General features: G+C 68.8%; 30 protein-coding genes. 10 read left to right on the top strand and 20 right to left on the bottom strand.

The window, feature by feature from the left end; all coding sequences use genetic code 11:
* The first annotated feature begins 253 nt into the window (after positions 1-253).
* Positions 254-1147, top strand: coding sequence for a DUF72 domain-containing protein (locus tag ACT535_RS23835; RefSeq protein WP_476366266.1), 894 nt, complete (start codon positions 254-256; stop codon positions 1145-1147).
* On the opposite strand, the gene ACT535_RS23830 is transcribed toward ACT535_RS23835, so the two are convergent.
* The 5 genes from ACT535_RS23830 to ACT535_RS23810 all read right to left on the bottom strand — a co-directional run bounded on the left by ACT535_RS23830 (position 1128) and on the right by ACT535_RS23810 (position 4974).
* On the bottom strand, positions 1128-1550 hold the full coding sequence (locus ACT535_RS23830; protein WP_476366265.1) for a hypothetical protein: 423 nt from the start codon (positions 1548-1550) through the stop codon (positions 1128-1130). The two genes, ACT535_RS23835 and ACT535_RS23830, sit on opposite strands and share 20 nt — an antisense overlap.
* 108 nt (positions 1551-1658) lie before the next feature.
* A complete protein-coding gene (locus tag ACT535_RS23825; protein WP_476366264.1) occupies positions 1659-2528 on the bottom strand; it encodes a type 1 glutamine amidotransferase in 870 nt (289 codons plus the stop codon).
* 81 nt (positions 2529-2609) lie between these two features.
* Positions 2610-3506, bottom strand: a complete 897-nt coding sequence (locus ACT535_RS23820) for a DMT family transporter (protein WP_476366263.1) — start codon at positions 3504-3506, stop codon at positions 2610-2612.
* Positions 3507-3514: 8 nt separating this feature from the next.
* Positions 3515-4267, bottom strand: coding sequence for an SDR family NAD(P)-dependent oxidoreductase (locus ACT535_RS23815; protein WP_476330917.1), 753 nt, complete (start codon positions 4265-4267; stop codon positions 3515-3517).
* 215 nt (positions 4268-4482) lie between these two features.
* Positions 4483-4974: a MarR family winged helix-turn-helix transcriptional regulator gene (locus ACT535_RS23810; protein ID WP_476366262.1), complete on the bottom strand. Its 492-nt coding sequence runs from the start codon at positions 4972-4974 to the stop codon at positions 4483-4485.
* 187 nt (positions 4975-5161) lie between these two features.
* On the opposite strand from ACT535_RS23810, the gene ACT535_RS23805 reads away from it, so the two are divergent.
* Complete coding sequence (locus ACT535_RS23805; protein WP_168457084.1) at positions 5162-6529, top strand: FAD-dependent oxidoreductase; 1368 nt, start codon at positions 5162-5164, stop codon at positions 6527-6529.
* Between the two features lie 33 nt (positions 6530-6562).
* On the opposite strand, the gene phoB is transcribed toward ACT535_RS23805, so the two are convergent.
* The 7 genes from phoB to phoR all read right to left on the bottom strand — a co-directional run bounded on the left by phoB (position 6563) and on the right by phoR (position 13835).
* Positions 6563-7264: a phosphate regulon transcriptional regulator PhoB gene (phoB, locus tag ACT535_RS23800; protein ID WP_476330923.1), complete on the bottom strand. Its 702-nt coding sequence runs from the start codon at positions 7262-7264 to the stop codon at positions 6563-6565.
* 67 nt (positions 7265-7331) lie between these two features.
* Positions 7332-8063, bottom strand: coding sequence for a phosphate signaling complex protein PhoU (phoU, locus tag ACT535_RS23795; protein WP_168457086.1), 732 nt, complete (start codon positions 8061-8063; stop codon positions 7332-7334).
* Positions 8064-8083: 20 nt separating this feature from the next.
* Positions 8084-8908 (bottom strand): phosphate ABC transporter ATP-binding protein PstB, encoded by an 825-nt coding sequence (gene pstB, locus ACT535_RS23790; RefSeq protein ID WP_168457087.1) that lies wholly within the window; start codon positions 8906-8908, stop codon positions 8084-8086.
* Between the two features lie 84 nt (positions 8909-8992).
* Positions 8993-9826 (bottom strand): phosphate ABC transporter permease PstA, encoded by an 834-nt coding sequence (gene pstA / locus ACT535_RS23785; protein ID WP_210254303.1) that lies wholly within the window; start codon positions 9824-9826, stop codon positions 8993-8995.
* A 17-nt stretch (positions 9827-9843) separates the two neighbouring features.
* The gene (pstC, locus tag ACT535_RS23780; protein WP_168457088.1) at positions 9844-10821 is read right to left on the bottom strand and encodes a phosphate ABC transporter permease subunit PstC; all 978 of its coding nucleotides are present in this window, start codon (positions 10819-10821) and stop codon (positions 9844-9846) included.
* Between the two features lie 100 nt (positions 10822-10921).
* Positions 10922-11962, bottom strand: a complete 1041-nt coding sequence (pstS, locus tag ACT535_RS23775; protein WP_476366261.1) for a phosphate ABC transporter substrate-binding protein PstS — start codon at positions 11960-11962, stop codon at positions 10922-10924.
* A gap of 121 nt (positions 11963-12083) precedes the next feature.
* Positions 12084-13835: a phosphate regulon sensor histidine kinase PhoR gene (phoR, locus tag ACT535_RS23770; RefSeq protein WP_476366260.1), complete on the bottom strand. Its 1752-nt coding sequence runs from the start codon at positions 13833-13835 to the stop codon at positions 12084-12086.
* 458 nt (positions 13836-14293) lie between these two features.
* Here phoR and ACT535_RS23765 point away from each other — a divergent pair, with 458 nt between their 5' ends.
* A complete protein-coding gene (locus tag ACT535_RS23765) occupies positions 14294-14953 on the top strand; it encodes a hypothetical protein (RefSeq protein ID WP_476366259.1) in 660 nt (219 codons plus the stop codon).
* A gap of 7 nt (positions 14954-14960) precedes the next feature.
* Here ACT535_RS23765 and ACT535_RS23760 read toward each other — a convergent pair whose 3' ends face one another.
* Positions 14961-15779 (bottom strand): exodeoxyribonuclease III, encoded by an 819-nt coding sequence (locus tag ACT535_RS23760; protein WP_476330947.1) that lies wholly within the window; start codon positions 15777-15779, stop codon positions 14961-14963.
* A 400-nt stretch (positions 15780-16179) separates the two neighbouring features.
* On the opposite strand from ACT535_RS23760, the gene ACT535_RS23755 reads away from it, so the two are divergent.
* Complete coding sequence (locus tag ACT535_RS23755; protein WP_476366258.1) at positions 16180-16671, top strand: type II toxin-antitoxin system HicB family antitoxin; 492 nt, start codon at positions 16180-16182, stop codon at positions 16669-16671.
* Between the two features lie 26 nt (positions 16672-16697).
* Here the strand turns inward: ACT535_RS23755 and ACT535_RS23750 are convergent, their stop codons facing one another.
* Positions 16698-17027, bottom strand: a complete 330-nt coding sequence (locus ACT535_RS23750; RefSeq protein WP_476366257.1) for a hypothetical protein — start codon at positions 17025-17027, stop codon at positions 16698-16700.
* Between the two features lie 68 nt (positions 17028-17095).
* Here ACT535_RS23750 and ACT535_RS23745 point away from each other — a divergent pair, with 68 nt between their 5' ends.
* The 3 genes from ACT535_RS23745 to ACT535_RS23735 all read left to right on the top strand — a co-directional run bounded on the left by ACT535_RS23745 (position 17096) and on the right by ACT535_RS23735 (position 18530).
* A complete protein-coding gene (locus ACT535_RS23745; RefSeq protein ID WP_476366256.1) occupies positions 17096-17539 on the top strand; it encodes a hypothetical protein in 444 nt (147 codons plus the stop codon).
* 184 nt (positions 17540-17723) lie between these two features.
* Positions 17724-18194: an SRPBCC family protein gene (locus tag ACT535_RS23740; protein ID WP_168457093.1), complete on the top strand. Its 471-nt coding sequence runs from the start codon at positions 17724-17726 to the stop codon at positions 18192-18194.
* A gap of 117 nt (positions 18195-18311) precedes the next feature.
* Positions 18312-18530, top strand: a complete 219-nt coding sequence (locus ACT535_RS23735; RefSeq protein WP_168457094.1) for a hypothetical protein — start codon at positions 18312-18314, stop codon at positions 18528-18530.
* Between the two features lie 10 nt (positions 18531-18540).
* Here ACT535_RS23735 and ACT535_RS23730 read toward each other — a convergent pair whose 3' ends face one another.
* Both ACT535_RS23730 and gloB read right to left on the bottom strand, forming a co-directional pair.
* The gene (locus ACT535_RS23730; RefSeq protein WP_476366255.1) at positions 18541-18987 is read right to left on the bottom strand and encodes a cupin domain-containing protein; all 447 of its coding nucleotides are present in this window, start codon (positions 18985-18987) and stop codon (positions 18541-18543) included.
* A 3-nt stretch (positions 18988-18990) separates the two neighbouring features.
* Positions 18991-19764 carry a hydroxyacylglutathione hydrolase gene (gene gloB / locus ACT535_RS23725; protein ID WP_476366254.1) on the bottom strand — a complete coding sequence of 258 codons (774 nt, stop codon included), beginning with the start codon at positions 19762-19764 and terminating at the stop codon, positions 18991-18993.
* A 118-nt stretch (positions 19765-19882) separates the two neighbouring features.
* Here gloB and ACT535_RS23720 point away from each other — a divergent pair, with 118 nt between their 5' ends.
* From ACT535_RS23720 to ACT535_RS23710, 3 genes are all read left to right on the top strand, one after another.
* A complete protein-coding gene (locus ACT535_RS23720; protein WP_168457097.1) occupies positions 19883-20614 on the top strand; it encodes a methyltransferase domain-containing protein in 732 nt (243 codons plus the stop codon).
* A 64-nt stretch (positions 20615-20678) separates the two neighbouring features.
* Positions 20679-21269 (top strand): hypothetical protein, encoded by a 591-nt coding sequence (locus tag ACT535_RS23715; protein WP_476366253.1) that lies wholly within the window; start codon positions 20679-20681, stop codon positions 21267-21269.
* Positions 21269-21454, top strand: coding sequence for an antitoxin MazE-like protein (locus ACT535_RS23710; protein ID WP_476366252.1), 186 nt, complete (start codon positions 21269-21271; stop codon positions 21452-21454). The genes ACT535_RS23715 and ACT535_RS23710 overlap by 1 nt, the downstream gene beginning before the upstream one ends.
* A gap of 7 nt (positions 21455-21461) precedes the next feature.
* Here ACT535_RS23710 and metW read toward each other — a convergent pair whose 3' ends face one another.
* From metW to ACT535_RS23690, 4 genes are all read right to left on the bottom strand, one after another.
* Positions 21462-22115, bottom strand: coding sequence for a methionine biosynthesis protein MetW (gene metW / locus ACT535_RS23705; protein ID WP_476331376.1), 654 nt, complete (start codon positions 22113-22115; stop codon positions 21462-21464).
* Between the two features lie 2 nt (positions 22116-22117).
* Positions 22118-23323, bottom strand: a complete 1206-nt coding sequence (gene metX, locus ACT535_RS23700) for a homoserine O-acetyltransferase MetX (protein ID WP_168457098.1) — start codon at positions 23321-23323, stop codon at positions 22118-22120.
* A 104-nt stretch (positions 23324-23427) separates the two neighbouring features.
* A complete protein-coding gene (locus tag ACT535_RS23695) occupies positions 23428-24312 on the bottom strand; it encodes an AraC family transcriptional regulator (protein ID WP_476366251.1) in 885 nt (294 codons plus the stop codon).
* A 117-nt stretch (positions 24313-24429) separates the two neighbouring features.
* The gene (locus ACT535_RS23690) at positions 24430-24969 is read right to left on the bottom strand and encodes a sigma-70 family RNA polymerase sigma factor (protein ID WP_168457100.1); all 540 of its coding nucleotides are present in this window, start codon (positions 24967-24969) and stop codon (positions 24430-24432) included.
* Between the last annotated feature and the right edge of the window lie 139 nt (positions 24970-25108).

Below are 25108 nucleotides of genomic sequence, written 5' to 3'. Positions count from 1 at the left end.
ACGCGGGAGAGTAGGTCGCTGCCAGGCCTGCAAAGCACATGCGCATAATGCCCTATCCACAATCCCAAAAGCCCCCGACCTGCAAATGCAGGCGGGGGCTTTTGCGCGTCTGCTGGGTCCTTGGCTTGGCGGCTGATCGACGCCCTCGTCTTGGCCGGTCCAGGTGCGCCGCACTGATGTCCAGCCTCCGATTACCCGGCACAAGCCATCGCGACGAACCGAACCCTTCAGCGGCTCTCGCCGTTGATGGCGCATGGATGTGCGAATCGGACTTTCAGGCTGGACCTATGCGCCATGGGCGGGCCACTTTTACCCCACCGGACTGCCGGCGCGTCACCAGCTCGCCTATGCCGCGTCGATGTTCCGCGCGCTGGAGGTCAACGGCTCCTTCTACCGGCTGCAGACGCCGCGCACCTACGCCCGCTGGGCCGCTGAGACGCCCGACGACTTCCTCTTCGCCCTCAAGGGGCCGCGCTACATCACGCATTTGCGCCGACTGGAGGACATCGAGACGCCGCTCGCCAATTTCTTCGCATCCGGCGTGCTGGCCCTGAAGGACAAGCTCGGTCCCCTCCTCTGGCAGTTCCCGCCCAACCTGCCGTTCGACGCGCGGATGGAAGCGTTCCTCCAGCGCCTGCCCCGGGACACTGAACAGGCCGCCCGCCTCGCCCGCGGACACGATGCACGGCTCGACGGCCGGGCTTTGACGCAAACCGATGCTGTGCGTCCCCTCCGCCACGCCGTGGAAATCCGCCATGAGAGCTTTCTCACCGAAGACTTCGTCGCGCTGCTGCGCACCCACGAGGTCGCCCTGGTGATTGCCGATTCGGTGGAGTGGCCCTGCCGAATGGATCTGACGGCGGACTTCGTCTACTGCCGGCTGCACGGCTCTTCCGAACTCTATCGCAGCCGCTACGAGCCGGATGCGCTCGACCTCTGGGCCAGGCGGGTCCGCGCCTGGACCCGAGGACGCCCGGCGCCCAAGGCCCGGATGATCTCGAAGACGCCCGCGCCGGCACAGCCCCGGGACGTCTTCGTCTTCTTCGACAATACGGACAAAAGGCATGCGCCGGAGGATGCGCAGGCGCTGTCGGCGCGGCTGGGCGTCCGTCGGCCCGCGGCGGAAGCTATTTCGCGGAAAGCGTGAAGGTGCCACAGGCGGCGGACACATAGTCCGGCAGGCTGTCGGCCCAGCACAGCTCGATGCTCGTTCCATCGACGGTCCCAAAGCCGGAGCCGAAGGAATCGGAGAAGATGAAGCTCTTCCCGTCCATCTGGAACACGCCGGCGAAGGGCGCCTCCTTGCCGCCGGTGCCGATGACGACGCCGGCAAACGCGCGCCCGTCCTGCATCTCGATCCGGTAGGAAATGACCTTCTCGTCCTTGTAGAGCGTGAGCTTGGACGGGTCGAAGAACGGTCCCTTGCCCATGCGGGCGGCGGCGAAATCGCCGTTGCTGGCCCAGTTTCCGACGACGCGCGGCGCGTCGGCGGCCTGCGCCGCGAGCGTTCCGGCCGCCAGCAGCAGCCCTGCAGCGAAAATGGTTTTCATGGTGCCCCTCCCAAACCGGCGGCTCAGCATCCGCATCGGCTCCGCCGTTGCGGCAAGTCTCGCCGCAACGCGGGTCAGGCACAATTGCCAAGGTCGCGATGGAGGGGCTCAGCCCCGATTGCGGCGGGCGCGGCCGGGGAGCACCTGGTGGGTGATCCAGTTTGCGATCTCGAGGGTGCGCACATCCTTGCGGATTACCGCGCCATCGATGCCGTGACGCCAGGCCAGCGCCGCATTGCCGGGCTCGCGCTCGAAATGCTCCAGGTCGGCGATGAAGGCGGCCTCTTCCTCCTCGTCCGGGAAGAAGCCCTCCGCCACCAGCGAGGGCTGGAGCCGGCGGAAGATGGCGGCCATCTCGCGGAAGGGATATTCGGGGTGATACTGCACCCCCCAGCACATGGTGCGCCCCACCGGAATCTCCGCCGCCTGCACCACGGAATGGTCGTTGCTGGCGAGCAGACGCGCCCCCTCGGGCAGCGTTTCCACCTCGTCGAGATGCACGGTCATGGCCTCGAACACGGCGGGCTTTCCGTCAAACATGGGGTGCGCGGCGCCGTCCGCCGTCATGCGGATGCGCCGGCCGAAGCCCACCTCCCGCCCGCGCGGATTACGCCGCACCGCACCGCCCGCCGCCACGGTGAGCAGTTGCAGGCCCCAGCAACTGCCGAAGACGGGCACGTCCGTGGTGAAGGCGGTCCGCATCAGCTCGATCTGCTGCGTGATCTCGGGGCCGCCGTGATAGATGTTCAGCGAGGAGCCGGTGATGGCGATGCCATCATAGCCTTCGAGGCCCCCCGCGTCGGGCAGGTTCGCGCCGGCATCGGCGGGGTAGCAGATGTCCACCGTCACCGCACCGGGGAACAGCTCGCGCAGCAACTGCGCATAGCCCTCGCTCGCCGCCTGACCGCCGAAAGCCACCTGCCGCGCGCGGGCCTCCGCGGTGTTTCCTTCGACGACGAGAAGACGGGCGGCGCTCATGATGATCCTGCGAGCTGGGAAGAGTGAGGCCCAGCATAAGGTGCAATTTGACGAAACAGAGAAGGCTTTCGCTTTATTCGCTCAGTGGGGCCGCATCTGCGCGTCGCGCACCAGAAGATAGGCGCCCGAGGCGATGACAATGGCGGCACCGGCCAGCGTCCACAGGCTCGGAACCTGGCCGAACACCAGCCAGCCGAGTGCGATCATGCTCAGGATCTGCGTGTAGATATAGGGCGCGAGTGTCGCCGCCGGGGCCCGCGCATGGGCGAGGATCAGCACGAAATGGCCCGCGCCGGCCACCGCACCGAGGCCGACCATGGCGCCGATCACCACCGGGTCGCGGGGCGTCTCCCACACGAAGGGCAGCGGGATGCTGGCCACCACCGAGCCGACGAGCGCAGTGTAGAACAGCGTCGTCTTGCTGGCGTCCGTGCGCGCCAGCATGCGGGTGGTGATGGAATAGAGGGCGTAGGTCGCCGCCGCCACCAGCGAGAGGATAGCGGCCGGATGGATGCCGCCCGCCCCTGGTCGCACCACCAGCAGGATGCCGGCGAAGCCCACGATGATGGCGAGCCAGCGCTCCAGCCCCACCCGCTCCCCCAGCAGCGGCCCGGCGAACAGCGCCACGAAGAAGGGGATGGAGAACATGATGGAGACGGTCTGGTCCAGCTGCAGGAACTGGAGGGCCGTGAAATTCAGCGCCGTCGTGGCGAACAGCAGGGCCGAGCGGACGATCTGCAGCCCCGGCCGCTTGGTGCGCATCAGCCCCGGCACGGTCCACGGGTTGAACACCACCAGCGACAAGGCGAAGTGGATGACATAGCGCGCCCACACCACGATCAGCACATTGATGTGGGCGCTAAGCCATTTGGCCGTGGTGTCGGTCAGCGCGAAGCTCATCACCGCGAGGCACATGAGCGCGATGCCGACCAGCGGCGCCGGGGCGGGCGTGACGTGACTGTCTCCCGGCGCGCGCATGGCGGTCCTCAATAGGTGGCGCGGCCGCCGGACAGGTCGAACACCGCGCCCGTGGTGAAGGAGCAATCGGCCGAGGCGGCGAAGGCGATGGTCGCCGCCACCTCGTCCACCTGCACGAAGCGCCCGCGCGGGATCTTGGAGAGCATGTAGTCGATGTGCTGCTGGCTCATCTGGTCGAAGATGGCGGTGCGCGCGGCGGCGGGCGTCACGCAGTTCACCGCGATGTCGAATTCGGCCAGCTCCTTGCCCAGCGACTTGGTGAGGGCGATCACGCCCGCCTTCGAGGCCGAATAGGCGGAGGCGTTAGGGTTGCCCTCCTTGCCGGCGATGGAGGCGACATTGACGATGCGCCCGTATTTCTGCGCGATCATGTGCGGCGCCACGGCGCGGCAGCAGAAGAAGGGGCCGTCGAGATTGATGGCCATCACCTTCTTCCATTCCGCTTCGGGATAGTCCCACACCTTGTGGTTCGCGCCCGCGACGCCGGCATTGTTCACGAGGATGTCGATGCGGCCGAATTCGGCATGCACCTCGGCCACCGCGCGCTCCACGTCGGCGAGGCGGCTGACGTCGACGGTGACGGGCATCACGCGGGCGCGGCCCAGTTCGTCGGCGGTTTTCACCACGAGGTCGGTGTCGCGATCGAAGATGGCGACGCGGGCGCCGGAGGCGAGAAAGCGCTCCACCACGGCGCGGCCGATGCCCTGCGCGCCGCCGGTGACGATGGCGAAGCGGTCCTTGAGATCGATGGCGTTGGACATGTTTCCCCCGGTGCGGCGCCGGATCCGGCCGGCGTTCTGAGGTTTTTTCCGTTGGCGCGGCGGCTTTTGCCGGTGTGTGGCTTTAATCGATTGAAAAACCGATCAGCCAACGCATAGCGCGGGACGGGCCGGGAGAAAAGGGCGGTCAGGCGCATGGTGGCGCAGCGCTCCATGCGCCGGGCGCAAGGCCGGTGGCGCGAGGGGGCGGACGCCCCTCAGGCGTCCTCGTCCTCGTCGCCGGGCTCGGCCTCATCGTCGAGGCCGCCATCGGCGCCGAGGCGCAGGGCGAGGTTCTTCTCCACCTTGCGCAGGAGCTTGCGCAGGCGCTTCTTCTCCTTGCTGTCGAGGCCCAGCACCATCTCGGTCTCCAGCTGGTCCCACACCGTGTCGATGGAGGCGCCGCGCTCGCGCCCGGCATCGGTGAGAAAGACGCGCACGAGGCGGCCGTCGCCGTCGGTGGCGCGGCGCTCCACGAGGCCCTGGGTGGTGAGGCGGGCGATGGTCTTGGAGGCGGTGGGCGGACGCACCCGCAGCGCCGAGGCGAGATCGCCCATGGTGCGGCCGTCCGCCTCGCACAGCAGCTTGAGCACCGATTCCTGCCCCGGAAACAGCCCGAGACCGGCGAGGAGACGGGCCGACAGCGCCTTCTGCAGCCGCGCCGTGTGGGTGAGCCTGTAGCCGATGGTCTTCTGAACCGGGTCTTTCATGGGTCTCCCCGCCCTTCCTGAGCGCGAGCGGGGCGGCCCGTCCGCGCGCCCCTTTATCCACATGCCGGCTTACAATTTTGCGAAGGTTGGAGCGGAAAACACCAGAAAGTCCGTGTTGTCGCGCGTTTACCGCTGAGGGCGGCCCGCCCTCTCGCCCCGCTCTGCGCCCCATGGTAGCGTTCCGCCCGTGACCGGACCCGATCGCCTTTCCCTTTCCCGCCGCGCGCTGCTGGCCCGTGGTGCCGCGCTGGCGGCTGCGCCGCTCGCCGGCCTGAGCCTCGCGACCTCGCGCGCGCTCGGCCAGCAGATCGAGGCGGATGTCATCATCATCGGCGCCGGAGCCGCCGGCATCGCCGCCGCGCGGCGCATCGCCGAGGCCGGGCGCAGCTATGTGCTGCTGGAGGCCGGCAAGCAGGTGGGCGGCCGCACGGTGACCGACACCAGCCAGTTCGGCGTGCCGTTCGACCTCGGCGCGCCGCGCCTCAACATGCCGGCGGCACGCCCCATGGCCGCCTTTGGCCGGGCCGAAGGGCTCGACATCTATCGCGCGCCGGAGGGCGGCCGGCTCTATGTGAACGGGCGCGAGGCGGGCGATACCGATTACGAGGATTTCGTCGCCACCGTGCGCCGGGGCGAGCGGGCCATCGTCGCCGCCGGCGACGCCAACCGCGACATGGCCGCCTCCCGCGCCCTGCCGGACCTCGGGCCGTGGGGGCCGAGCGCCCGCTTCGTCCTCGGCCCGTTCAACTGCGCCAAGGAGCTGGATCAGGTCTCCACCGTGGACGTGTCCCGCGCCGACGAGCGCGAGAGCGAGGACATCTGCCGGCAGGGGGTGGGCACGCTGGTGGCGCAGCTCGCCCGGCCGCTCACGGTGCGGCTCGAGGTGGTGGCGCGATCCATCGACCTCAGCCCGCGCCTCGTCTCGGTGCAGACCAGCAAGGGCAGCGTGACCGGGCGCACCGTGATCGTCGCGGTGCCGCCCAGCGTCATCGCCGCCGGCAAGCTGCGCATCGGGCCGAACCTGCCGCCACGCTATCGCACGGCGATCGAGAAGATCACGCTCGGCGCCTTCGACCACATCGGTTTCCGCATGCCGCGCAATCCCGGCAATCTCGGCGCCGACGAACTGATCTATTTCCGCGCCGACGGGCCGCGCGCCTATGCCCTGCGCGCCCGCATCGGCGGCACCGATCTCTACAGCCTGGAGGTGGGCGGCGACGTGGCCGCCGGCCTCGCCGACAGCCCGCCCGAGGCCGCCGCCGCCTTCGTGAAGGCGGCGCTGACGCGCGAGTTCGGGGCGGATGCGGCGGCGCGCGTGACCAAGGTGTTCGCCACCCGCTGGAGCAAGGAGCCGTGGGCGCTCGGCGCCTTCTCCTGCGCCCTGCCGGGCTTCGGCAACATGCGCCGCGCCTTCACCGAGACGGTGGGCGGCCGCCTCGTCTTCGCCGGCGAGCACACCCACGAGACCCTCTGGGGTACGGTGGGCGGCGCCTGGCTCTCCGGCGAGCGCGCGGCGAAGCAGGCGCTGGGGCTGCTGGGCGTGCGCACGGGGTGAGCGCTTCGCTCCGCCCCAGCCCTGATCCCCCGCTCAATGGGCGCGGGCGAACATCTCGTTGAAGGAATAGCCGGCACCGCGCACGGTGCGGATGGGGTCGGACTGGCGGCCGCGGTTGATGGCCTTGCGCAGGCGGCCCACGTGAACATCCACCGTGCGCTCGTCGATATAGACGTCCTGGCCCCACACGCCGTCCAGCAATTGCTCGCGGGAGAAGACGCGGCCGGGGCTCTGCATCAGGAATTCGAGCAGGCGGAACTCGGTGGGGCCGAGGTGGATCTCGCGCCCGCCGCGATGCACCCGGTGGGTCTCGCGGTCGAGCTCGATGTCCCCGGCGCGCAGGAGGGTTGCCACGTGCTCGGGCTTGGCCCGGCGCAGCAGCGCCCGCACGCGTGCGAGCAGCTCGGGCACCGAGAACGGCTTCACCACATAGTCGTCCGCGCCGGTGGCGAGGCCGCGCACCCGCTCGGTCTCCTCGCCGCGGGCGGTGAGCATGATGACGGGCAGGCGCTCGGTCTCCGGCCGGGTGCGCAGGCGCCGGCACAGCTCGATGCCCGAAAGGCCGGGCAGCATCCAGTCGAGGATGATGAGATCCGGCACGCTTTCGCGCAGCCGGGTCTCGGCCTCGTCGCCGCGTCCCACGCTCTCGACGCCGTAGCCCTCCGACTCCAGATTGTACCGGAGCAGGAGGGTCAACGGCTCTTCATCCTCGACGATCAGAATACGCGCCGGCACTTTGCTCTATCCGTCACTATCGGGGCTCTGCGCCCCGTCTTCAGCGTGTGCGGGTCGCCTTTGGCGATCAGCTCTGAACGGTGGTGCGGCCCGGGAAGGGCAGGGTGGTGTCGCTGGAGGCGTCCGCCTTCGGGCGGCTCTCCGGCAGGTTCTGGCCCGTCACCATGTAGTAGACGATTTCCGCGATGTTGGTCGCGTGGTCGCCGATACGCTCGATGTTCTTGGCGCAGAACAGGAGATGCGTGCACACCGAGATGTTGCGCGGGTCTTCCATCATGTAGGTGAGGAGCTCGCGGAACAGGGACGTGTACATGGTGTCGATGGCGCCGTCCCGGCCCCACACTTCCAGCGCCTTCGCCTCGTTGCGGGCGGCGTAGGCGTCGAGCACCTCCTTGAGCTGCTCGAGCACGAGGTCGGAGATGTGCTCCACCCCGCGCACCAGCTTCGCCGGATGGTACTCGCCCTCGATGGCGATGACGCGCTTGCCGACGTTCTTGGCGAGGTCGCCGATGCGCTCGAGGTCGTTGGCGATGCGGATGGCGGCGACGATCTCGCGCAGGTCGATGGCCACGGGCTGGCGCTTGGCGATGACCAGGATGGCCCGGTCCTCGATCTCGCGCTGCACCTGATCCACCGTCGCGTCGAGCAGCACGACCTTCTGCGCGAGGGCGCTGTCGCGGCGGATGAGGGAGGCGACGCTGTCGGCGACCAGGCGCTCGGCCTGCCCGCCCATCTCGACGACCTTGCGGCCGATTTCCTTCAGCTCCTGGTCGAAGGAGGCGACGATATGATCCGGCATCTCAGTGATCCTTCAATCGGTCAGCCGAAGCGGCCGGTGATGTAGTCGCGCGTCTTGATCTCCTTCGGATTGGTGAAGATCACGTCCGAGGGCGCCATTTCGATGAGCTCGCCCAGATAGAAGAAGGCGGTCATGTCGGCGCAGCGCGCGGCCTGCTGCATGTTGTGGGTGACGATGACGATGGTGAAGTCCTGCTTCAGCTCGTCGATCAGGTCCTCGATCTTCGAGGTGGAGATGGGATCGAGCGCCGAGGTGGGCTCGTCCAGCAGGATCACCTCGGGCTTCACCGCGATGGTGCGGGCGATGCACAGGCGCTGCTGCTGGCCGCCGGACATGCCGAGCGCCGAGGTGTGCAGGCGGTCCTTGGTCTCGTCCCAGATGGCGGCCTTGCGCAGGCACCATTCCACGCGCTCGTCCATCTGCGACTTGGAGAGCTTCTCGTGCAGCTTCACGCCGAACGCGATGTTGTCATAGATCGACATGGGGAAGGGCGTGGGCTTCTGGAACACCATGCCGATGCGCGTGCGCACGATGGTGGGGTCCAGCTCCTTGCCGACGATGTTCACGCCGTCGAACAGCACCGAGCCCTCGGCGCGCTGGCCGGGGTAGAGGTCGAACATGCGGTTGAACACGCGCAACAGCGTGGACTTGCCGCAGCCCGAGGGGCCGATCATGGCCGTCACGCGCTTCTCCGGAACCTCGAAGTTGATGTTCCGCAGCGCATGGTTGCTGCCGTAGTAGAACTGGAGGTTCTCCACCTTGATCTTGGCGGGGGCCGGCGGCGCGTCGGGCTTGGCGCCGACGGCGGAGGCGAGATTGAAGGTGGGATCGACGGCTGAAGTCATCTTGTCCTCGCTTGGGCGTATGCCGTGCTTCGGAGGAATTGCGGAAAGGGCGGAAGGCTGCGGGCCTTGGCCCGCGCCCTGAAATCAGTGGCTGCGGGCCAGGAAGAGGCGGGAGGCCACGTTCAGCACCAGCACGCCCACCGTGATGAGCAGCGCGCCGGCCCAGGCGAGGGCCACCCAGTCGTCGAACGGGCTGCCGGCGAACTGGTAGATGGCGATGGGCAGGCTGGCCATGGGCTTCGACAGGTCGGTCGACATGGCGTTGTTGCCCAGCGAGGTGAACAGCAGCGGGGCGGTCTCGCCGGCGGCGCGGGCGATGGCCAAAAGCACGCCGGTGACGATGCCGGCGCGGGCCGCGCGCCAGGTGATGAACATGACCACCTTCCACTGCGGTGCGCCGAGGGCGAAGGCGGCTTCGCGCAGGCCCACCGGAACGAGGTTCAGCATGTCCTCGGTGGTACGCACGATGACCGGGATCACCAGGATGGCGAGGGCGATGGCGCCGGCCCAGCCGGAGAAGCCGCCGAGCGGCACCACCAGCAAAGTGTAGATGAACAGGCCGACCAGGATGGACGGCGCCGACAGCAGGATGTCGTTCACGAAGCGCGCGGCGGCGCCGAGCTTCGTGCCCTTGCCGTTCTCGGCGAGGAAGGTGCCGCAGAAGATGCCGATGGGACCGCCGATGGCCATGGCGATGCCGATCTGGATCAGCGAGCCGACGATGGCATTGAGCAGGCCGCCGCCCTGGCCCGGCGGCTTGGTGACCTGGGTGAAGACGTTCGTCCCCAGCGCGGGCAGGCCGCGGGAGAGCAGGGTCCACAGGATCCAGCCCAGCAGGAACAGGGCGAACACGGCGAAGCCGGTGGACACCACCTTGACGGTCTTGTCGACGGCGCGGCGCGCAGCGAGGGAAGCCATGACGTTCGAGCCCCCGGTCAGTCGAGCCGCGAGCGCACGAGCGCCCGGGACAGTGCAAGGACGATGAAGGAGATCACGAACAGGATGAAGCCGAGCTGCAGCAGGGAGGTGAGCTTCAGCGATCCGATCGGGGCCTCGGGGAATTCGTTGGCGATGGTGGAGGCGATGGTCGCGCCCGGTGCGAACAGGGAGGCGGACATGCGCGTCGCGTTGCCGATGACGAAGGTCACGGCCATGGTCTCGCCCAGCGCGCGGCCGAGGCCGAGCATGATGGCGCCCACCATGGCGGTCTTGCCGTAGGGCACGGAGACGTTCTTGTAGACCTCGTAGGTGGTGGCGCCGATGCCGTAGGCCGATTCCTTCAGCATGGGCGGCACGCTCTCGAGCGTCTCGACGAACATGGCGGTGATGAAGGGCAGGATCATCACGGCGAGGATGAGGCCCGCGGTGAGCATGCCGGAGCCGAGCGGCGGGCCGGCGAACAGGGCGCCGATGACCGGGATGTCGCCGAAGATGTCAATCAGCGGCGGCTGCACATAGGCTGCCATCAGCGGGACGATGACGAAGAAGCCCCACATGCCGTAGATGATGGACGGCACGGCGGCGAGCAGCTGCACCGCGACGCCGATGGGCCGCTTGAGCGGCTGGGGCGCGATCTCGGTGAGGAAGAAGGCGATGCCGAAGGAGAGCGGCAGCGCCACGATCACCGCGATAATGGCGGAGAACAGCGTGCCGTAGATCATCACCAGGGCGCCGAAATTCTCGGTCACCGGGTTCCAGGCGGACGACCAGATGAAGTCCAGCCCGAAGTGCTGGAGGGCCGGCAGGCCGCCCTTGAACAGCTCGGCGATGATGAGCCCGAGCAGGATCAGGACGAAGATGCCGCTCGCCCAGAGGAGGCCGATGAAGATCGGATCGGCGATCCGCCCCGTCCCCTTGGCCTTGCTGATGGGCTCTGCCGAGCCAGACCGCATGCCTTCCACCGTCGCGTCCATTTTATCCCCTGCCCCGGCTTGTCGATGCGTGCGCTACCGGACCTGTCACCGTAAGGAAAAGCGCCGCCCTCTTTGGGGAGGGCGGCGCGATCATCTGGGATCAGAGGACGGGCTTGCCGTCCGGGCCCTTCACTTCGGCCTTGAAGGCGGCCTTCACCTGCTCGACCACCGCCGCGGGCAGCGGGATGTAGTGCAGGTTCTCGGCGATGTCGGCGCCTTCCTTGGTGTAGGCCCACTCGAAGAACTTCATCACTTCGCGGGAAGCCTCGACGTTCGTCGGGTTCTTCGGCAGCAGGATGTAGGTGGGGGAGACGATCGGCCAGGCCTCGGGGGCGGGGGCGTCGATCATGGAAGCGGCGAAGTCCTTGGCGCCCTTCCAGTCGGCGGAGGCGGCGGCGGCCTGGAAGCCGGCGACCTCGGGGCTGACGAACTTGCCGGCCTTGTTCTGCAGCTGGGTCACGACCAGCTTGTTGGCGGCGGCGTAGATGAACTCGACGTAGCCGATGCCGCCCTTGGTGTTCTTGACGGTGCCGGTGACACCCTCGTTACCCTTGGCGCCGGCGCCGGTGGGCCACTGGACCGAGGTGGCAGAGCCGACCTTGGACTTCCAGTCGGGGCTGACGGCCGACAGGTAGGCGGTGAAGATGGAGGTCGTGCCCGAAGAGTCCGAACGATAGACCGGGACGATGGCGTTCGCGGGCAGGGTCACGCCGGGGTTCAGCTCGGCGATGGCCTTGTCGTTCCACTTGGTGATCTTGCCGAGATAGATGTCGGCGAGCACCGGGCCGGTGAGCTTGAGCTGGTTGGTGGTGATGCCGTCGAGGTTGACGGTGGCGACCACCGAGCCGATCACGGTCGGGAACTGCAGCAGGTTGTTGGCGGCGAGCTTCTCGCCGGGGACCGTCGCGTCGGAGGCGCCGAAGTCCACCGTGCGGTTGATGATCTGGTTCTGGCCGCCGCCGGAGCCGATCGACTGGTAGTTCAGCGTCGCGCCGGTCTTCTCTTTGAACTTCGCGCCCCAGGACTGGTAGACGGGGGCGGGGAAGGACGCGCCAGCGCCGGTGAAATCGACAGCCTGGGCGCTGCCGGCAAACAGCGAGCCGGCTACGGCGATCACGCCGAGAGCGGTGGTGAGCTTCACGATATCTCTCCTTGCCAAATCGGTTGCCGCTCCGGCAGGCGCCGGGGCAACTCTGGGCTCAGGACTCTTAGCCCCGGCGCGCCAAGGTTCTATGACGCGTGCGTGACACGGGCATGACAGCCTAGGTCTTTGCTTTTTCTAACATTTGTTCCGGGTTCGGCAAAGTATCCAGGCGCACGGAGAAGATTGCGCCCCGGCCCAGCTCGCTTTCCACGGTGAGCCGGCCACGGTGGCGGGCGACGATGTGCTTGACGATGGCGAGCCCGAGCCCCGTACCGCCCTGGTCGCGGCTGGCCGCCACGTCCACCCGGTAGAAGCGCTCGGTGAGGCGCGGCAGGTGCTCCGGCGCGATGCCCGGGCCGAAGTCCTGCACGCTCACCACGGCGGTGCCGTTCTCGCGGGCGAGCCGGACCTCCACCGTCTTGCCGGCGGCGCCGTATTTGAGGGCGTTCTCCACCAGATTCTCGAACAGGCGGATCAGCTCGTCGCGGTCGCCGAGGATTTCCAGGTCGCCGGACTCGCGCACCTGCTCGAGCTCCACCCCGCGGTCGCGGGCGAGGGGCGAGAGGGTGTCGCAGACGTGGGCGATGATGGCGCCGAGATCCACCTTGGTCTGCGGCTGGACGTGGGCGTTCAGTTCGATGCGCGAGAGCGAAAGCAGATCGTCGATGAGGCGCGACATGCGCCGGGCCTGCGCCGACATGATGGCGAGGAAGCGCTCGCGGGCCGGCGTGTCGTTGCGGGCCGGGCCCTGCAGCGTCTCGATGAAGCCCGAGAGGGACGCGAGGGGCGTGCGCAGCTCGTGGCTGGCGTTGGCCACGAAATCCGCCCGCATCTGCTCCACCCGGCGCTGCTGGGTGAGGTCGCGGAAGGTCAGCAGCACCGCGTCCGGCGCGCGCTCGGGGGAGACGTGCAGCCGGAGCGGCACCACATGGGCCTCCAGCCAGCGGTCGAGGGGGATGCGCTCGGCGAACTCCACGCGCCGCGGCACGCCGTCCGCCGCCGCCGCGCGCACGGCGTCCAGCACCTCCGGCACGCGCACCACGAAGGAGAGGGGATCGCCCACCCGCGTCGGGCCGAGCGCCAGGGCGACCCGCTGGTTGGCGGTGATGATGTTGCCGGCGGCCGAGAGCAGCAGCGCCGGCTCGGGCAGCGCCGCCACCACCGCGCAGGCCTGCGAATCCCGCGACGGGGGCGGCTGCGGCGGGGGCAGGGGCGTCACCACGGGAAGCGGCGCCGGCGGCGCCGTCCGCAGCGACAGCCAGAGCGCCACCAGCAGCGCCGCCAGGACGATCGCCAGCAGCGGATCGAGCACGCCGGCGGCAGCGCCGCCGATGACCACCGCGGCGATGGCGCCCACCAGCGCGAGGCTCCGCCGCCCGCCCCGGCCACCCGGCGCGGCAAACGGGGACGCGCCCAGGCTCGGCGGGGCGGGGGGCGCAGCCACGGGCGGAGAGGCAGCTGCGGCGGCCGCGACCGCGGGCGCGGGTTCCGGCAGGGGGGCGGGCGAGGGACCGGATATGGGGGCGCGGGCAGGCCCGGTCTCCGGCAGGGGGCTGGTCGTCGGCGCTGGCGCCGCCGGGGGCGTCGCCGACAATGACGAGGCGGGCAGGGACACGCCGGGCAGGGGCACGCCGGGGAGGGACATGGCCGGCAGGGACATGGCGGGGAGGGATGCCGCCGGACTGGAAGGCGCAGGCGCGGGCGCGGCGGAGGCGGGCGTCAGGACCGGCGTTTCGGCCGCCTGCGCTCGCCGCTCGGCCGCGCGCGGCGTCCGCACGGGCTTGCCCGCGTCGCGCTTCTCCGGCTCGCGTGCGCCGGGCTCGCGTCCTTCAGCCTCGCGGCCCTCCTGCGCTGGCCCTTCCGGCATCATTCTGGCGCGCCCTCCTTTTCGCGTCATCCTACACGGCCTCGCTGCTTCTTCCCGGCGCATTTCGCGGCCGCCTGTCCACCCGTCCACCTGTGGCGAATCGCCCCGGCCCGGCAGCCCTTTGGTTGGGGTGTGATGCTCGCGCCCCTCCAAGAAGGCATTACGACAACCAACCCTCCGGATATTTGATCGAGCGCGATTTTCGCCAGTCCTGCGCCACCCGCCCACGCGGGTGGGTTGCGCCGGCGGCCCGGGTCGCGTCTGCTGCGCCATACCGTTGCAGCAGGTGCCTCTGGGGCATTCCCTGAGGCGTTTGGAAAGGCGTGTCGGGCGGACATGCCCTTGCCCAACGGACATGCCCTTCTGCTATGACGGGTGGGGCGGAGGAGTTGACGATGGGTAATGATTGCCGGCGCCAAGCGGGCGGATGCGGCCGCCGCCGTGCTGTCGCGGGTATTTCAGTGCCGGTATTCGCCCTTACGGTCGGGGTGCTGGCCCTCAGCCTGCCGACGCTCTCTCCCGCCCGCGCCGATCCTGTGCCCCTGCCCACGACCGACTTTGCCCTCAAGGCCGACCTCAAGCGGGGTGGCACCATCGATATCGCCCACAGCCAGGGCAAGATGCGGGTGGAGATCCAGAAGCCCAACATCCCCGGCAGCATGGTGGGCGTCATCGATCTGAACGCGCGCAGCATGGTCGTGCGCACGCCCAACCTGCCCAACATGGCGGTGGAGATCGAGCTGCCGCCGGAATACGTGCTCGGCGCCCTCACCGGCACCGGCCTCCGAGTGGGCGAGGACACAGTGGCGGGCGAGGCGTGCGACCTGTGGAAGGTCGATCCGCAGATGAAATCGGCCCTCGGGCCCACGACCGCCTGCATCACGCCGGATGGCATTGCCCTGCGCACGGCGGTGGAGATCAAGGGCACCAGGCAGGTGGTGTTCGAGGCGACATCCCTCACCCGCGCACCGCAGGACCAGAAGCAGTTCCAGTTGCCGCCCGGAACCCAGGTGATGAAGGTGCCAAAGGGTAAGATCGGCGCCGCCCTCGGCATTCCCGGCCTCGGCGGGCCGGCGGAAACGCCCCAGACGCCCCCCGCCCCATCGCCCGCGAAGCCCTGAGGGGCCTCTACGCGAAGGTCATCGCCACGGGGACGTGATCCGACGGCTTTTCCCAGCCGCGTGCGTCCTTCAGCACGGTCATGGCGCGGGCGGCGGGCGCAAGGCCCTGCGACGCCCAGACATGGTCGAGGCGGCGGCCGCGGTCGTTCGCCGTGTAGTCGGGCGAACGGTAGCTCCACCAGGTGAAGAGCTTCTCCTGCGGCGGCACGAAGCGGCGCATCACGTCCACCCACGGGCCGGACGCCTGAAACGCGGCAAGCCGCTCCACCTCGACCGGGGTGTGGCTGACCACGGTGAGCAGCTGCTTGTGGTTCCACACGTCGGTTTCGAGCGGGGCGATGTTGAGGTCGCCCACCACGATGGCGTGCGCGCTGCCGGCGGCATGGGCCTTCAGCGGCGCCCAGGTGGTGATCTCGTCGAGGAAGGCGAGCTTGTGGGCGAACTTGGGGTTCAGCTCCGGGTCCGGCACGTCGCCGCCCGCCGGCACGTAGAAATTATGGATGGTGAGCGGCTGGCCGAGCGCATGGGCGCCATCGAGGGTCACCGCGATGTGGCGGGCATCGCCCTTGCCGCAGAAATTGCCCTTCTCCACCTGCGCGAACGGGCGCTTGGAGAACGTCGCCACCCCATGCCAGCCCTTCTGCCCGTTCAGCGCGATGTGGGGAAAGCCCATGTCGCGGATGGCGTTGAGGGGAAACTTGTCGTCCTGGCACTTGGTCTCCTGCAGGCACAGCACATCCGGCTGCAACCGCTCCACGGCGGCGCGCACGATGTCGAGGCGGATGCGGACGGAATTGATGTTCCAGGTGCAGACGGTGAGGGACACGGGCAATGGCAGACTGAAAAAGGACGGGAGGATCGAGGCTTACACCTGCGCGGGCGGGGGAGGCAAGGCGGGGCTGGTGAACCAACCTCGCGCCCCGGACACATGGAGCGTCAGCGGAATGTGAGCCGGGGCCCAGCGCAACGTTTTGCCGAAGGCGCTTTTCGCCCGAGCGCTTTCAGGCATTGCCCCGCTGCGCGGGAGTCTTGCGCTGGACCCCGGATCAGCGCTCCATCTGCGGTGTCGCTTGTCCGGGGAGCGCGCGCCACATGATCTTTCCCGCTCCTCAACCCTCTCCCTGCCCACCATTTCGGCTTGCCGCCTTTCGCGGCAGGCCTACACTGAAACCTTTCCAGTTCCCGCGTTTTTTCCCAACGCTTCGTTCTTTGATGGGTTCATCGTCATGCACAACAAGAGGCTCGAGGCCCTGCGGGCCAGCCCCGGCGACGCGCGGCGGCCGGCGGATCTGGAGATCACCGCCTCCCAATATGCCATCAAGTTCCGCAAGGTGACGGGGACCCATGTGGTCTTCACCCATCCGTCCGTGCCGAACTGCGTGGCGGTGCCCATGAAGAACCCCATCCGCGCGGCCCATGTGCGGGCCTTCGTCGCCATGGTGGACCGCATGGACGAGGGCGGCGCGCCGGTGCGCTACAAGGCGCTCGCCCCCGGCGCGGTGGCCGACATCGCCGCCTATCCCTCGGCCGTCGCGCCCATCCCGGAGGACGATGGCGGCGGGTTTGTCGTGAGCTTTGCCGACGTGCCCGGCTGCCTCGGCGTCGGCGACACGCCCGAGGCGGCGGAGGCGGACGGGCGGCTCGCGTTGTTCGCCGCCATCGATGCCCTGAAGGCCGCCGACCGCGCCCCGCCGGAGCCGGGGGCGGCGAAGGCGTAGGCCATGCCCCGCGCGATGCCCTTCGCTCAGCCGCGTCCGGCCCGCTCCTCCAGGAAGGCGGAGACCGTATCGAGCAGGCGGATGGCGCCCGGAAGCTGGGCATGGGCTTCCACTTGCCCCGGCGTCTCCGGCTCCAGGGTCCGCCACCACACGATGAAGCGGTGGATCAGCGCCCGGCCCGGGATGGCGTCGAACGGCACGCCGGGGAACGCATCGAGGCCGAACGCCGCCTCCACCTGCCGGAGGCAGCCATGGACGTAGAGATGATCTTCCGTGTCGAGCTGAAACGGCGTTTCCGGCGCGCGGCGCTCCATGCGCACCTCGCTCAGCTCGGGAATGTAGTCCGCCTTGGTCACGCCGCCTCCGTCGGTTTCCGGCTTTGCATCGGCGTAGCAGGAACGGTGCCAGCGGCGGAGCGCGGGGCATGAGCGCGGACGATCCCACCGCCATCGCCGCCGTGCCGGCGCTCCCCATCGCGGGCGGCTTTCGCCTGCTGGTGATGCGCGAGCTGGCGCTGGACGATGGCCCGCCCGCCTATGCGGTGATCGGCCAGACGCTGCTGCGCGCCCCGCCGCGCAGCATCCGCCATGGCGTCGCCTTCGCTCTCGCCTTCGGACCCGAGGTGATGGCGTGGCTCAATGAGGCGCTGGGCCGCCCGGCCCGGCGCGACGAAGCCGGCGAGACCCAACGCAACGCGCGCTGGCCCGCCCTTCACTGGCATCGCGCCGCGCGTGACTGGCCGGGCGGGACGGTGACGACCGAGTGGAGCGTGGACATCCGTTTCCCGGAGGAGGCCGACCGGGCCGCCTTCGCGCTGGCTTTCGCGGACGCGTTGGAAGGGCGGGAGCCTCTGTCGCAAACCGCCTAAAGCACTTTCCCCTCGGCCTGCTGAGCGGCCCGAGGGGAAAGTGCTTGCTCCAGCTTCACGTTGGAGGGCGATTCACCGATCAGACCGAGCCCGGTCTGATCGGATCGCGCTCCGGGTCCATTTTTTGCTTCAGCCGACACAGGCCCGCGCGCCCGTTTCATTGATGGCTTTTGGAGATCCTTCCATGTCGGATGTCGTCGAAACCCGCTCCATTCTCACCGAAGCCGAGTTCGACCAGCCGGTGGACGTCGTGTGGCGCGCCATCACCGATTCCGAATGGCTCGCCGTGTGGTTCTTTCCCAACGACATCCAGCCGCTGGAGGGGCACAAATTCACCATCTGGGGCCGGCCCATCGAGCGGTGGGACGGCGAATTCCAGTGCCAGGTGAAGAGCTGCATTCCCGAAAAGGAGCTGTCCTTCACCTGGAAGGGCGGGCACGAGGAACTGAAGGGCTTCGGCCACTATATCGACACGCTGGTGACCTGGACGCTGACGCCCACGCCCACGGGCGGCACCCATTTCCGCTTCTTCCATGACGGCTTCGGCACGGACAGCGCCAATGACGGTGTGTTCGACGTGATGTCCAAGGGCTCCCAGAGCGTGCTGCGCACCCTGACGCGCCGCCTGCCGGACCTCATCGCCCACGGCGCGTGAGGAATTTGCGCACGATCACGCCATGGGCTGGAACCGTCGCCATAAGGCCGCGTTTACTATGCGGCTGATGTTGCTGGCCTCCGTCCGGGAGGCGGCAACCGACGAACGGAGACGATGATGGGCCAGAGCCTTCCTCTGAATACCCCGACCTCTCTGCGCATCGTGATCGGAGACGCCGAGACGCGGGTGTCCAGCGTCGAGGACGTGGTGAAGTTCCTGCGCCAGCAGGAAGCCGGCGATCTCGCCGATTTCCTCATGGCCCAGCGCAGCGGCGCCAACCCGCCGAGCCTCGGCGATGTGTGTGCCCGCATGGAAGCCCTCTGCGCGATGGTGTGAGGGCGGGCCGTTAAGGCTGGCCCGGCTCCCAGCCGGGCGGGGCGAGTTCAAATCCTGCGAAATCGAACGCCGGCGCCACCGTGCAGCCGACCAGCGTCCAGGCGCCGAGGCTTTCCGCCGCCTGCCACGCAAAGGGCGGTACCACGCCCTGCGGCCGCTCTCCGGCCGCAAGATCCGGCCCCAGCAGCAGGTCGCGCTTGCCCGCGGCGTCGGCGATGCGGAGCCTGAGCGGCGCGCCGGCATGCCAGTGCCAGACTTCGGACGCATCCACCTTGTGCCAGTGGGAGCGCTCTCCCGCGCGCAGCAGGAAATAGATGGCGGTGGAGGCCCCGCGCCCGCCATCCGGTGCCGTCTCGCGGAACGTTTCCCGGAAAAACCCACCCTCGGGATGGGGCTGAAGCGCGAGCAGGGCAATCACCGCCTCGGCGGTGAGCCCCTGAAGCGTGGCGTCGCCCATCCCTCAGCCCTTGAAGCTGTTCTTGCGCTCGCGCAGCGCGGTGAAGACCTCGGCCGGGTCCGCCCCCGCCATGCCGAGGCGCTCGGCCATGGCCGGATCGTCGGCGCGCAGGAAGGGGTTGGCCTTCAGCTCGTCGCCGAGCTTGGAGGGCATGGTGGGCTCGCCTTTGGCGCGCTGCTCCTGCGCCTTGGCGTACATGGCGGCGAGGTCCGCATTGTCGGGATCGACGGAGAGGGCGAAGCGGGCGTTGCCGAGGGTGTATTCATGGCCGGAATAGACATCGAGGTCTTCCGGCAGGGCGCGCAGCCGCTGCAGCGAATGCCACAGCACCGGCGGCTCGCATTCCAGCGCCCGGCCGCAGCCGAGCGTGAACAGCGTGTCGCCCGCGAACAGCAGCTTCTCGCCTTCGAAGAAATAGGACGCGGGGCCGGCGGTATGGCCGGGCGTCTCCAGCACGCGCCCCACCAGCGAGCCCACCGCGACGGGATCGCCGTCCACCACCGCCACGTCGAGGCCGGGGATCTTGTCCGCCTCGGACTTGGGGCCGACGACGGTGGCGCCATAGCGCGCCTTCACTGCCGGGATGCCCTGGGTGTGGTCGGCATGATGGTGGGTGACGAAGATATGGGTGAGGGTCCAGCCTTCCTTCTCCAGCGCCGTCATCACCGGCCCCGGTTCGGGCACGTCCACCACCGCCGTGGCCTCGGTGACGGGATCGTGGATGAGGACGGCGTAATTGTCGCCGAGGCAGGGGATCAGGCGGATGTCGGCCGGCACGGTGTCGATCTCCGGGAGGATGGACGGCGGCTCGGGTTGCGGACCCGGCGCGCATGATCCTCTATTAAGGGAGCGAGCGGAAGTGTGGCCGGCCGGCCGCTGTCCACAGCGAGGGTGCATGTTTCTCGACGTCGTCGACCTGCGCAATTTCTACGCCCAGCCCCTCGGGATCATGACGCGCCGCCTGCTCGGCCGCGCCATCCGCGCCCGCTTCGACAATGTGACGGGGATGCGCGTGCTGGGCCTCGGCTATCCCACGCCCTATCTCGGCGTGTTCCGCGAGGAGGCCGAGCGCTGCCTCGCGGTGATGCCGGCGGCGCAGGGCGTGGTGCGCTGGCCCTCCGCCGCGCCGACGCTGGCCACCCTCGCCGACGAGACTCTGCTGCCGTTTCCCACCTCCAGCATGGACCGGGTGGTGATCGTCCATGCGCTGGAGATGACCCCCAACGCCGCCGAGATGCTGCGCGAGGTCTGGCGCGTGCTGGCGCCGGGCGGTCGGCTGCTGGCGGTGGTGCCGAACCGGCGGGGCGTGTGGGCGCGGCTCGATACCACCCCCTTCGGCAACGGCCGCCCCTTCTCGCGGGGACAGGTGGTGAGCCTGCTGCGCGAGGCCCTGTTCACCCCCGTGGGGTGGGACGAGGCGCTCTATGCCCCGCCCAGCCGCTGGTTCCTGAATACGGCGGTGGCGTGGGAGCGCATCGGCGCGCGCCTGTCGCTGCCCTTTTCCGGCGTGCTGGTGGTGGAAGCCACCAAGCAGCTCTACCGCCCCGTCGCCGTCCGCCGCCCCAGCCGCATCGCCGAACCGGCGCTGGAACCCGTGCTGGTGCCCGGCGGGGTGCCGGCGGGGTGAGGGGTAATCCCGGATGATTGTCACGGAGGAGATGCTGGCGCCTCATCGCCTGGATGGGGGGCCATTGCGCCTGTGGCCCTTCGGTGGCGCATTGTCTCGCGCGCCTTCCGTGCCGACGAAGCTCTTTTCGGACAGCGACGACGTCTTCGGTCCGCTCTGGTGGAAGGGGACGGCCCGCGACAATCCGGAGCACGACCTTCAGGTGGTTCCGGTTCTTGCCTTCACGGAGCTTGTGCCCGTCCTGCGGCCGGGACGGGAATGGCTCGCGCTGAAGCATCAGGCCGGCGGCATTCTGTGCGAGCATGTGTCCATGGTCGCCACGCGGCTGGAGCCGCGCCTAGGTATCAAGCCGGCCTTGGATGCGATTGCGCGCACCAACTACTTCGCGGAAGACGGGCGCTTCAACAAGAGCGATATCCTCCCGTCGAGACTGGCCAATTATGTGAAGGCGCTGGGTGAACTGGGGCTGGATTGCGACTGGTCGCGGCATCTCCTGACGGAGAGCGTCTATCCGATCGACGCGACCGAGAAGAATCTCAATCGGATTGCCGCCGCCGCGCCCGCGCTGGATGGTCTCGTCGACTGGACCGGGATGATCCGCGTGCGATACAGCCTCAATCCCGCAATTCTTCTTCTGACGGAGAACAGCGATTGATGCGCGCCCGCGACCTTGACCCCAGCGAGCCACCAAGCCCCGCGGTCTCCCGCGGGGCGGAAGGAGAGTTGCCCGGCTCCGCCGAGGAATGCCGCCGCCAGTCGGCTTCGGTCGCCAACGATCCCGCAGAGCAGGATATTCTGAACGCTATCGAGGCTGCCGCCGATCACTCGGGCTGGCAGTGACGCCCCCTCACACCTTCCGCGTCAGCAGAAACACCGCCTGCTCGCCGAGTAGGTTCCACACCCACCAAGGCATGTTCACCCGCACGCGGTGGCCGGAGGAATCCAGCGCCACGGCCTTTTCGATGCGTGCGTCCAGCAGCTCCACCAGGGCCACGAAGTCGCGGATGGTGCAGAAGTGGATGTTGGGGGTCTCGTACCAGGCGATGGGCATGTTGTCCGTCACCGGCATGCGGCCGTTGACCATGAGGTCGAGGCGCGAGCGCCAGTGGCCGAAATTGGGGAAGGACACCACCGCGCGGCGGCCGATGCGCAGCATCTGCTCCAGCACCCAGCGCGGCCGGCGGGTGGCCTGCAGCGTCTGGGAGAGGATGACGTAATCGAAGGCGTCGTCGGGGTAATGGGCGAGGTCCACGTCCGCATCGCCCTGGATGATGGCGAGGCCGCGCGCCACGCCCGCATTCACGCCCTCGCGCGACAGTTCGATGCCGCGCGCGTCGCAATTGCGGGTGGTGGCGAGGAGTTCGAGGAGCGCCCCATCGCCGGAGCCCACGTCGAGCACGCGCGAGCCGGGAGCGACCATCTCGGCCACCACCACGAGGTCGACGCGGCCGCCCTGATCGCGAACGGCACTTTCATCCAGCACCGGCTGGCGCAAGGCGATGCTCACGAACCCCTCCCGGCCGGAAGGCCCAGGGCGCGCGCCGCGCTGTCGAGGAAGCCGCGAGCGATGGCGAACAATTGCGGCTCTTCCAGCAAAAAGGCGTCGTGGCCCTTGTCGCTCTCGATCTCGGTGAAGGAGACGCTGGCGCCGGAGGCGTTCAGCGCATGGACGATGGCGCGGGATTCCTCGGTGGGAAACAGCCAGTCCGAGGTGAAGGAGGCGACGCAGAAGCGCGTCTTCGAGCCGCGGAAGGCATTGGCCAGCACGCCGCCGTAGTCCGCCGCGAGGTCGAAATAGTCCATGGCCCGCGTCACGTAGAGATAGGAATTGGGATCGAACCGCTGCACGAACGATTCGCCCTGGTGGCGCAGATAGCTTTCCACCTGGAAATCGGCATCGAAGCCGAAGGTGGGCATCTCGCGGTTCTGCAGCCGGCGGCCGAACTTGTTGTGCAGCGACTGGTCCGACATGTAGGTGATGTGCGCCGCCATGCGCGCCACCGCGAGGCCGCGATGGGGCGTCACCCCTTCCGCCAGATAGCGCCCGCCGCGCCAGTCGGGATCGGCCATCACCGCCTGCCGGCCCACCTCGTGGAAGGCGATGTTCTGCGCCGAGTGGCGCGCGCCGGTGGCAATCGGCATGGCCGCGAACAGCCGCTCGGGATAGCTCGCCGCCCATTGCAGCACCTGCATGCCGCCCATGGAGCCGCCGGCGACGCACAGAAGCTTCTCGATGCCGAGATGGTCGAGCAGCATGGCCTGCGCGTTCACCATGTCGCGAATGGTGACGAGCGGCATCTCGAGACCGTAGGGCCGCCCGGTCGAAGGATCGGTGGAGGCGGGGCCGGTGGTGCCCATGCAGCCGCCGAGCACGTTGGCGCAGATGACGAAGAAGCGCTCGGTGTCGATGGGCTTGCCGGGGCCGACCATGGTCTCCCACCAGCCCGGCTTGCCGGTGACGGGATTGAGGCTCGCGGCATGCTGGTCGCCGGTCAGCGCGTGGCACACCAGCACCGCATTGGTGCCGGCGGCATTGGGCTCGCCGTAGGTCTGGTAGCCGATCTGCAGGTGGTTCAGCTCGACGCCCGCATCCAGCCTGAGCGGGGCACCGGTGCCGAAACGCACCACGGGGGAATGGGGCTCGTCCGCCTCGCGCCGCGCCTCGGCGGCTGTGTTCGGGGCGACGTCCTTCCGGACGAAAGATGTCATGGCCGAACCAAGCGACGGCCGGGCCCGCCTGTCAAGCACCCTGGCCCGCCGGTGTCTCAGTTTGGATTCCGCCCCCGGGGCGGCAGGCCCGCCGTCCGAAGGCGCTATTTCAGCGGCAGGAACAGGTCCGCGACCGTCTCGTGCTCGGGCACCTCCGGGAAGAAGCTCAGCCGCTGGCAATAGATCGGGAAGTCGCGCGGTTCCTCGCCGCTGGCCGGAAGCCACTCGCGATAAAGATAGAGCGCGGCGGGCTCCAGATTGTCGGTGTTGCCGACCACCCGCAGCACGGCGCAGCGTCCGCCCGGGATCTCGCCGAGCTTGATCCCGGGACCGTCCGTCTCGATCGGCTGGCTGATCCCGACACACAGGTCCACGCTGTAGTCCGCCGGCGCGGCTGGACGCCGCTCGGACCGCCAGACCGTGAAGGTCGGATTGGTCCGAGGCGGCAGGCCGGCAGCCTTGCGCCATGCGATGAACCGCTGGATCGTCGCGCCGAGCCGCTCCGGATCGCCGCGATGCTCCATGATCGCCACCGGGGTGGGGGCCACGTCGCGGATCGTCACGTCGTCAGTCGTAAAGGTGTCCTGCATGCGCTTGCTCCTCGCATCGTCGAGAGGCCCGAAGGCCGCAAGCCACGGCTCCCAGTCGGGAGATTTCAGGAACGCGGACGGCGATTGCCCGAACCGTTGCCGGAAGGCGCGGGCGAAGGCATCGGGTGCCTCGTAGCCGGCATCCATCGCGATCTCGGTGACGCTTTGGGCCTCCCGGTAGGCAAGCCGGTAGGAGGCCCGCTTCATGCGCGCGAGCTGGATATAGCGATGGACGGACAGCCCGAAGGTCGCCGTGAACTGCCGGTGGAAGTGATATTTGGAATAGGCCGCGACGGCGCTCAGCGCGTCGAGGTCCAGATGGTCGTCCAGATGCCGGTCGATGTGATCGAGCACCCGCAGCAACCGGGCGTGGTGGTCTCGAAGCGCCGCCGCCTTCATCGTCCTGTCTCCGTGGCGGCACCAGATAAGCGCGCGCAGGGGTGACGCGCTCGACCGATCTTGCGGGATTGCCACGGATTTCCGTCGAACCGCCCGCGCCGGGCGGCCGCTGCGGCTCTAGCTGCGGGCGGCGGAGAGGGCGACCGCGTCGCCTTCCACCACGTCGGCGGTGGCTTCCGCGCCCATCAGCACCAGCAGCTTGGCGCGGGCGCGGTTGACGCGGCTCTTGATGGTGCCGAGCGCGCAGCCGCACACCTCGGCCGCCTCTTCGTAGGAGAGGCCTGCCGCGCCCACCAGCACCAGCGCCTCGCGCTGGTCGTCGGGCAGCCGGGCGAGGGCGTCCTTGAGGGAGGTGAGTGTGGCCGACCATTCCTGGCTCGGGCCGATGTTGGTGTCCTGCTGGGCGAGCGCGGCCATGCCGTCGTTCTCGCGTCGGCGCTTGCGGATCTCGGTGTAATAAGTGTTGCGCAGGATGGTGAACAGCCACGCCCGCAGATTGGTGCCGGGATCGAACTTGTCGATGTTGGAGAGCGCTTTCAGCAGCGTCTCCTGGACGAGATCGTCGGCTTCCGTGCGGTTGCGCGTCAGCGACCGCGCGAAGGCGCGCACCGCTGGCAGGAACTCCAGCACCTGCGTGCGCAGGGCGGCAGCGTCCATCTCTTGGCGGGTCCTTTCGCTCGGCGCGGGCAGGTCCATCAGGCGGCCTATTCTTTCCGGCAATCGTGACTTTATGTGGCGGCGATGTCCGCGTCCGGCTCACCCTTGCGGGCGGAGGCGGTGGCGGGCATCCGCGAAA

The sequence above is a fragment of the Xanthobacter sp. DMC12 genome (assembly GCF_056314105.1).
The sequence above is the reverse complement of the archived record's forward strand: the minus strand, read 5'-3'. Positions and strand labels throughout refer to the sequence as shown.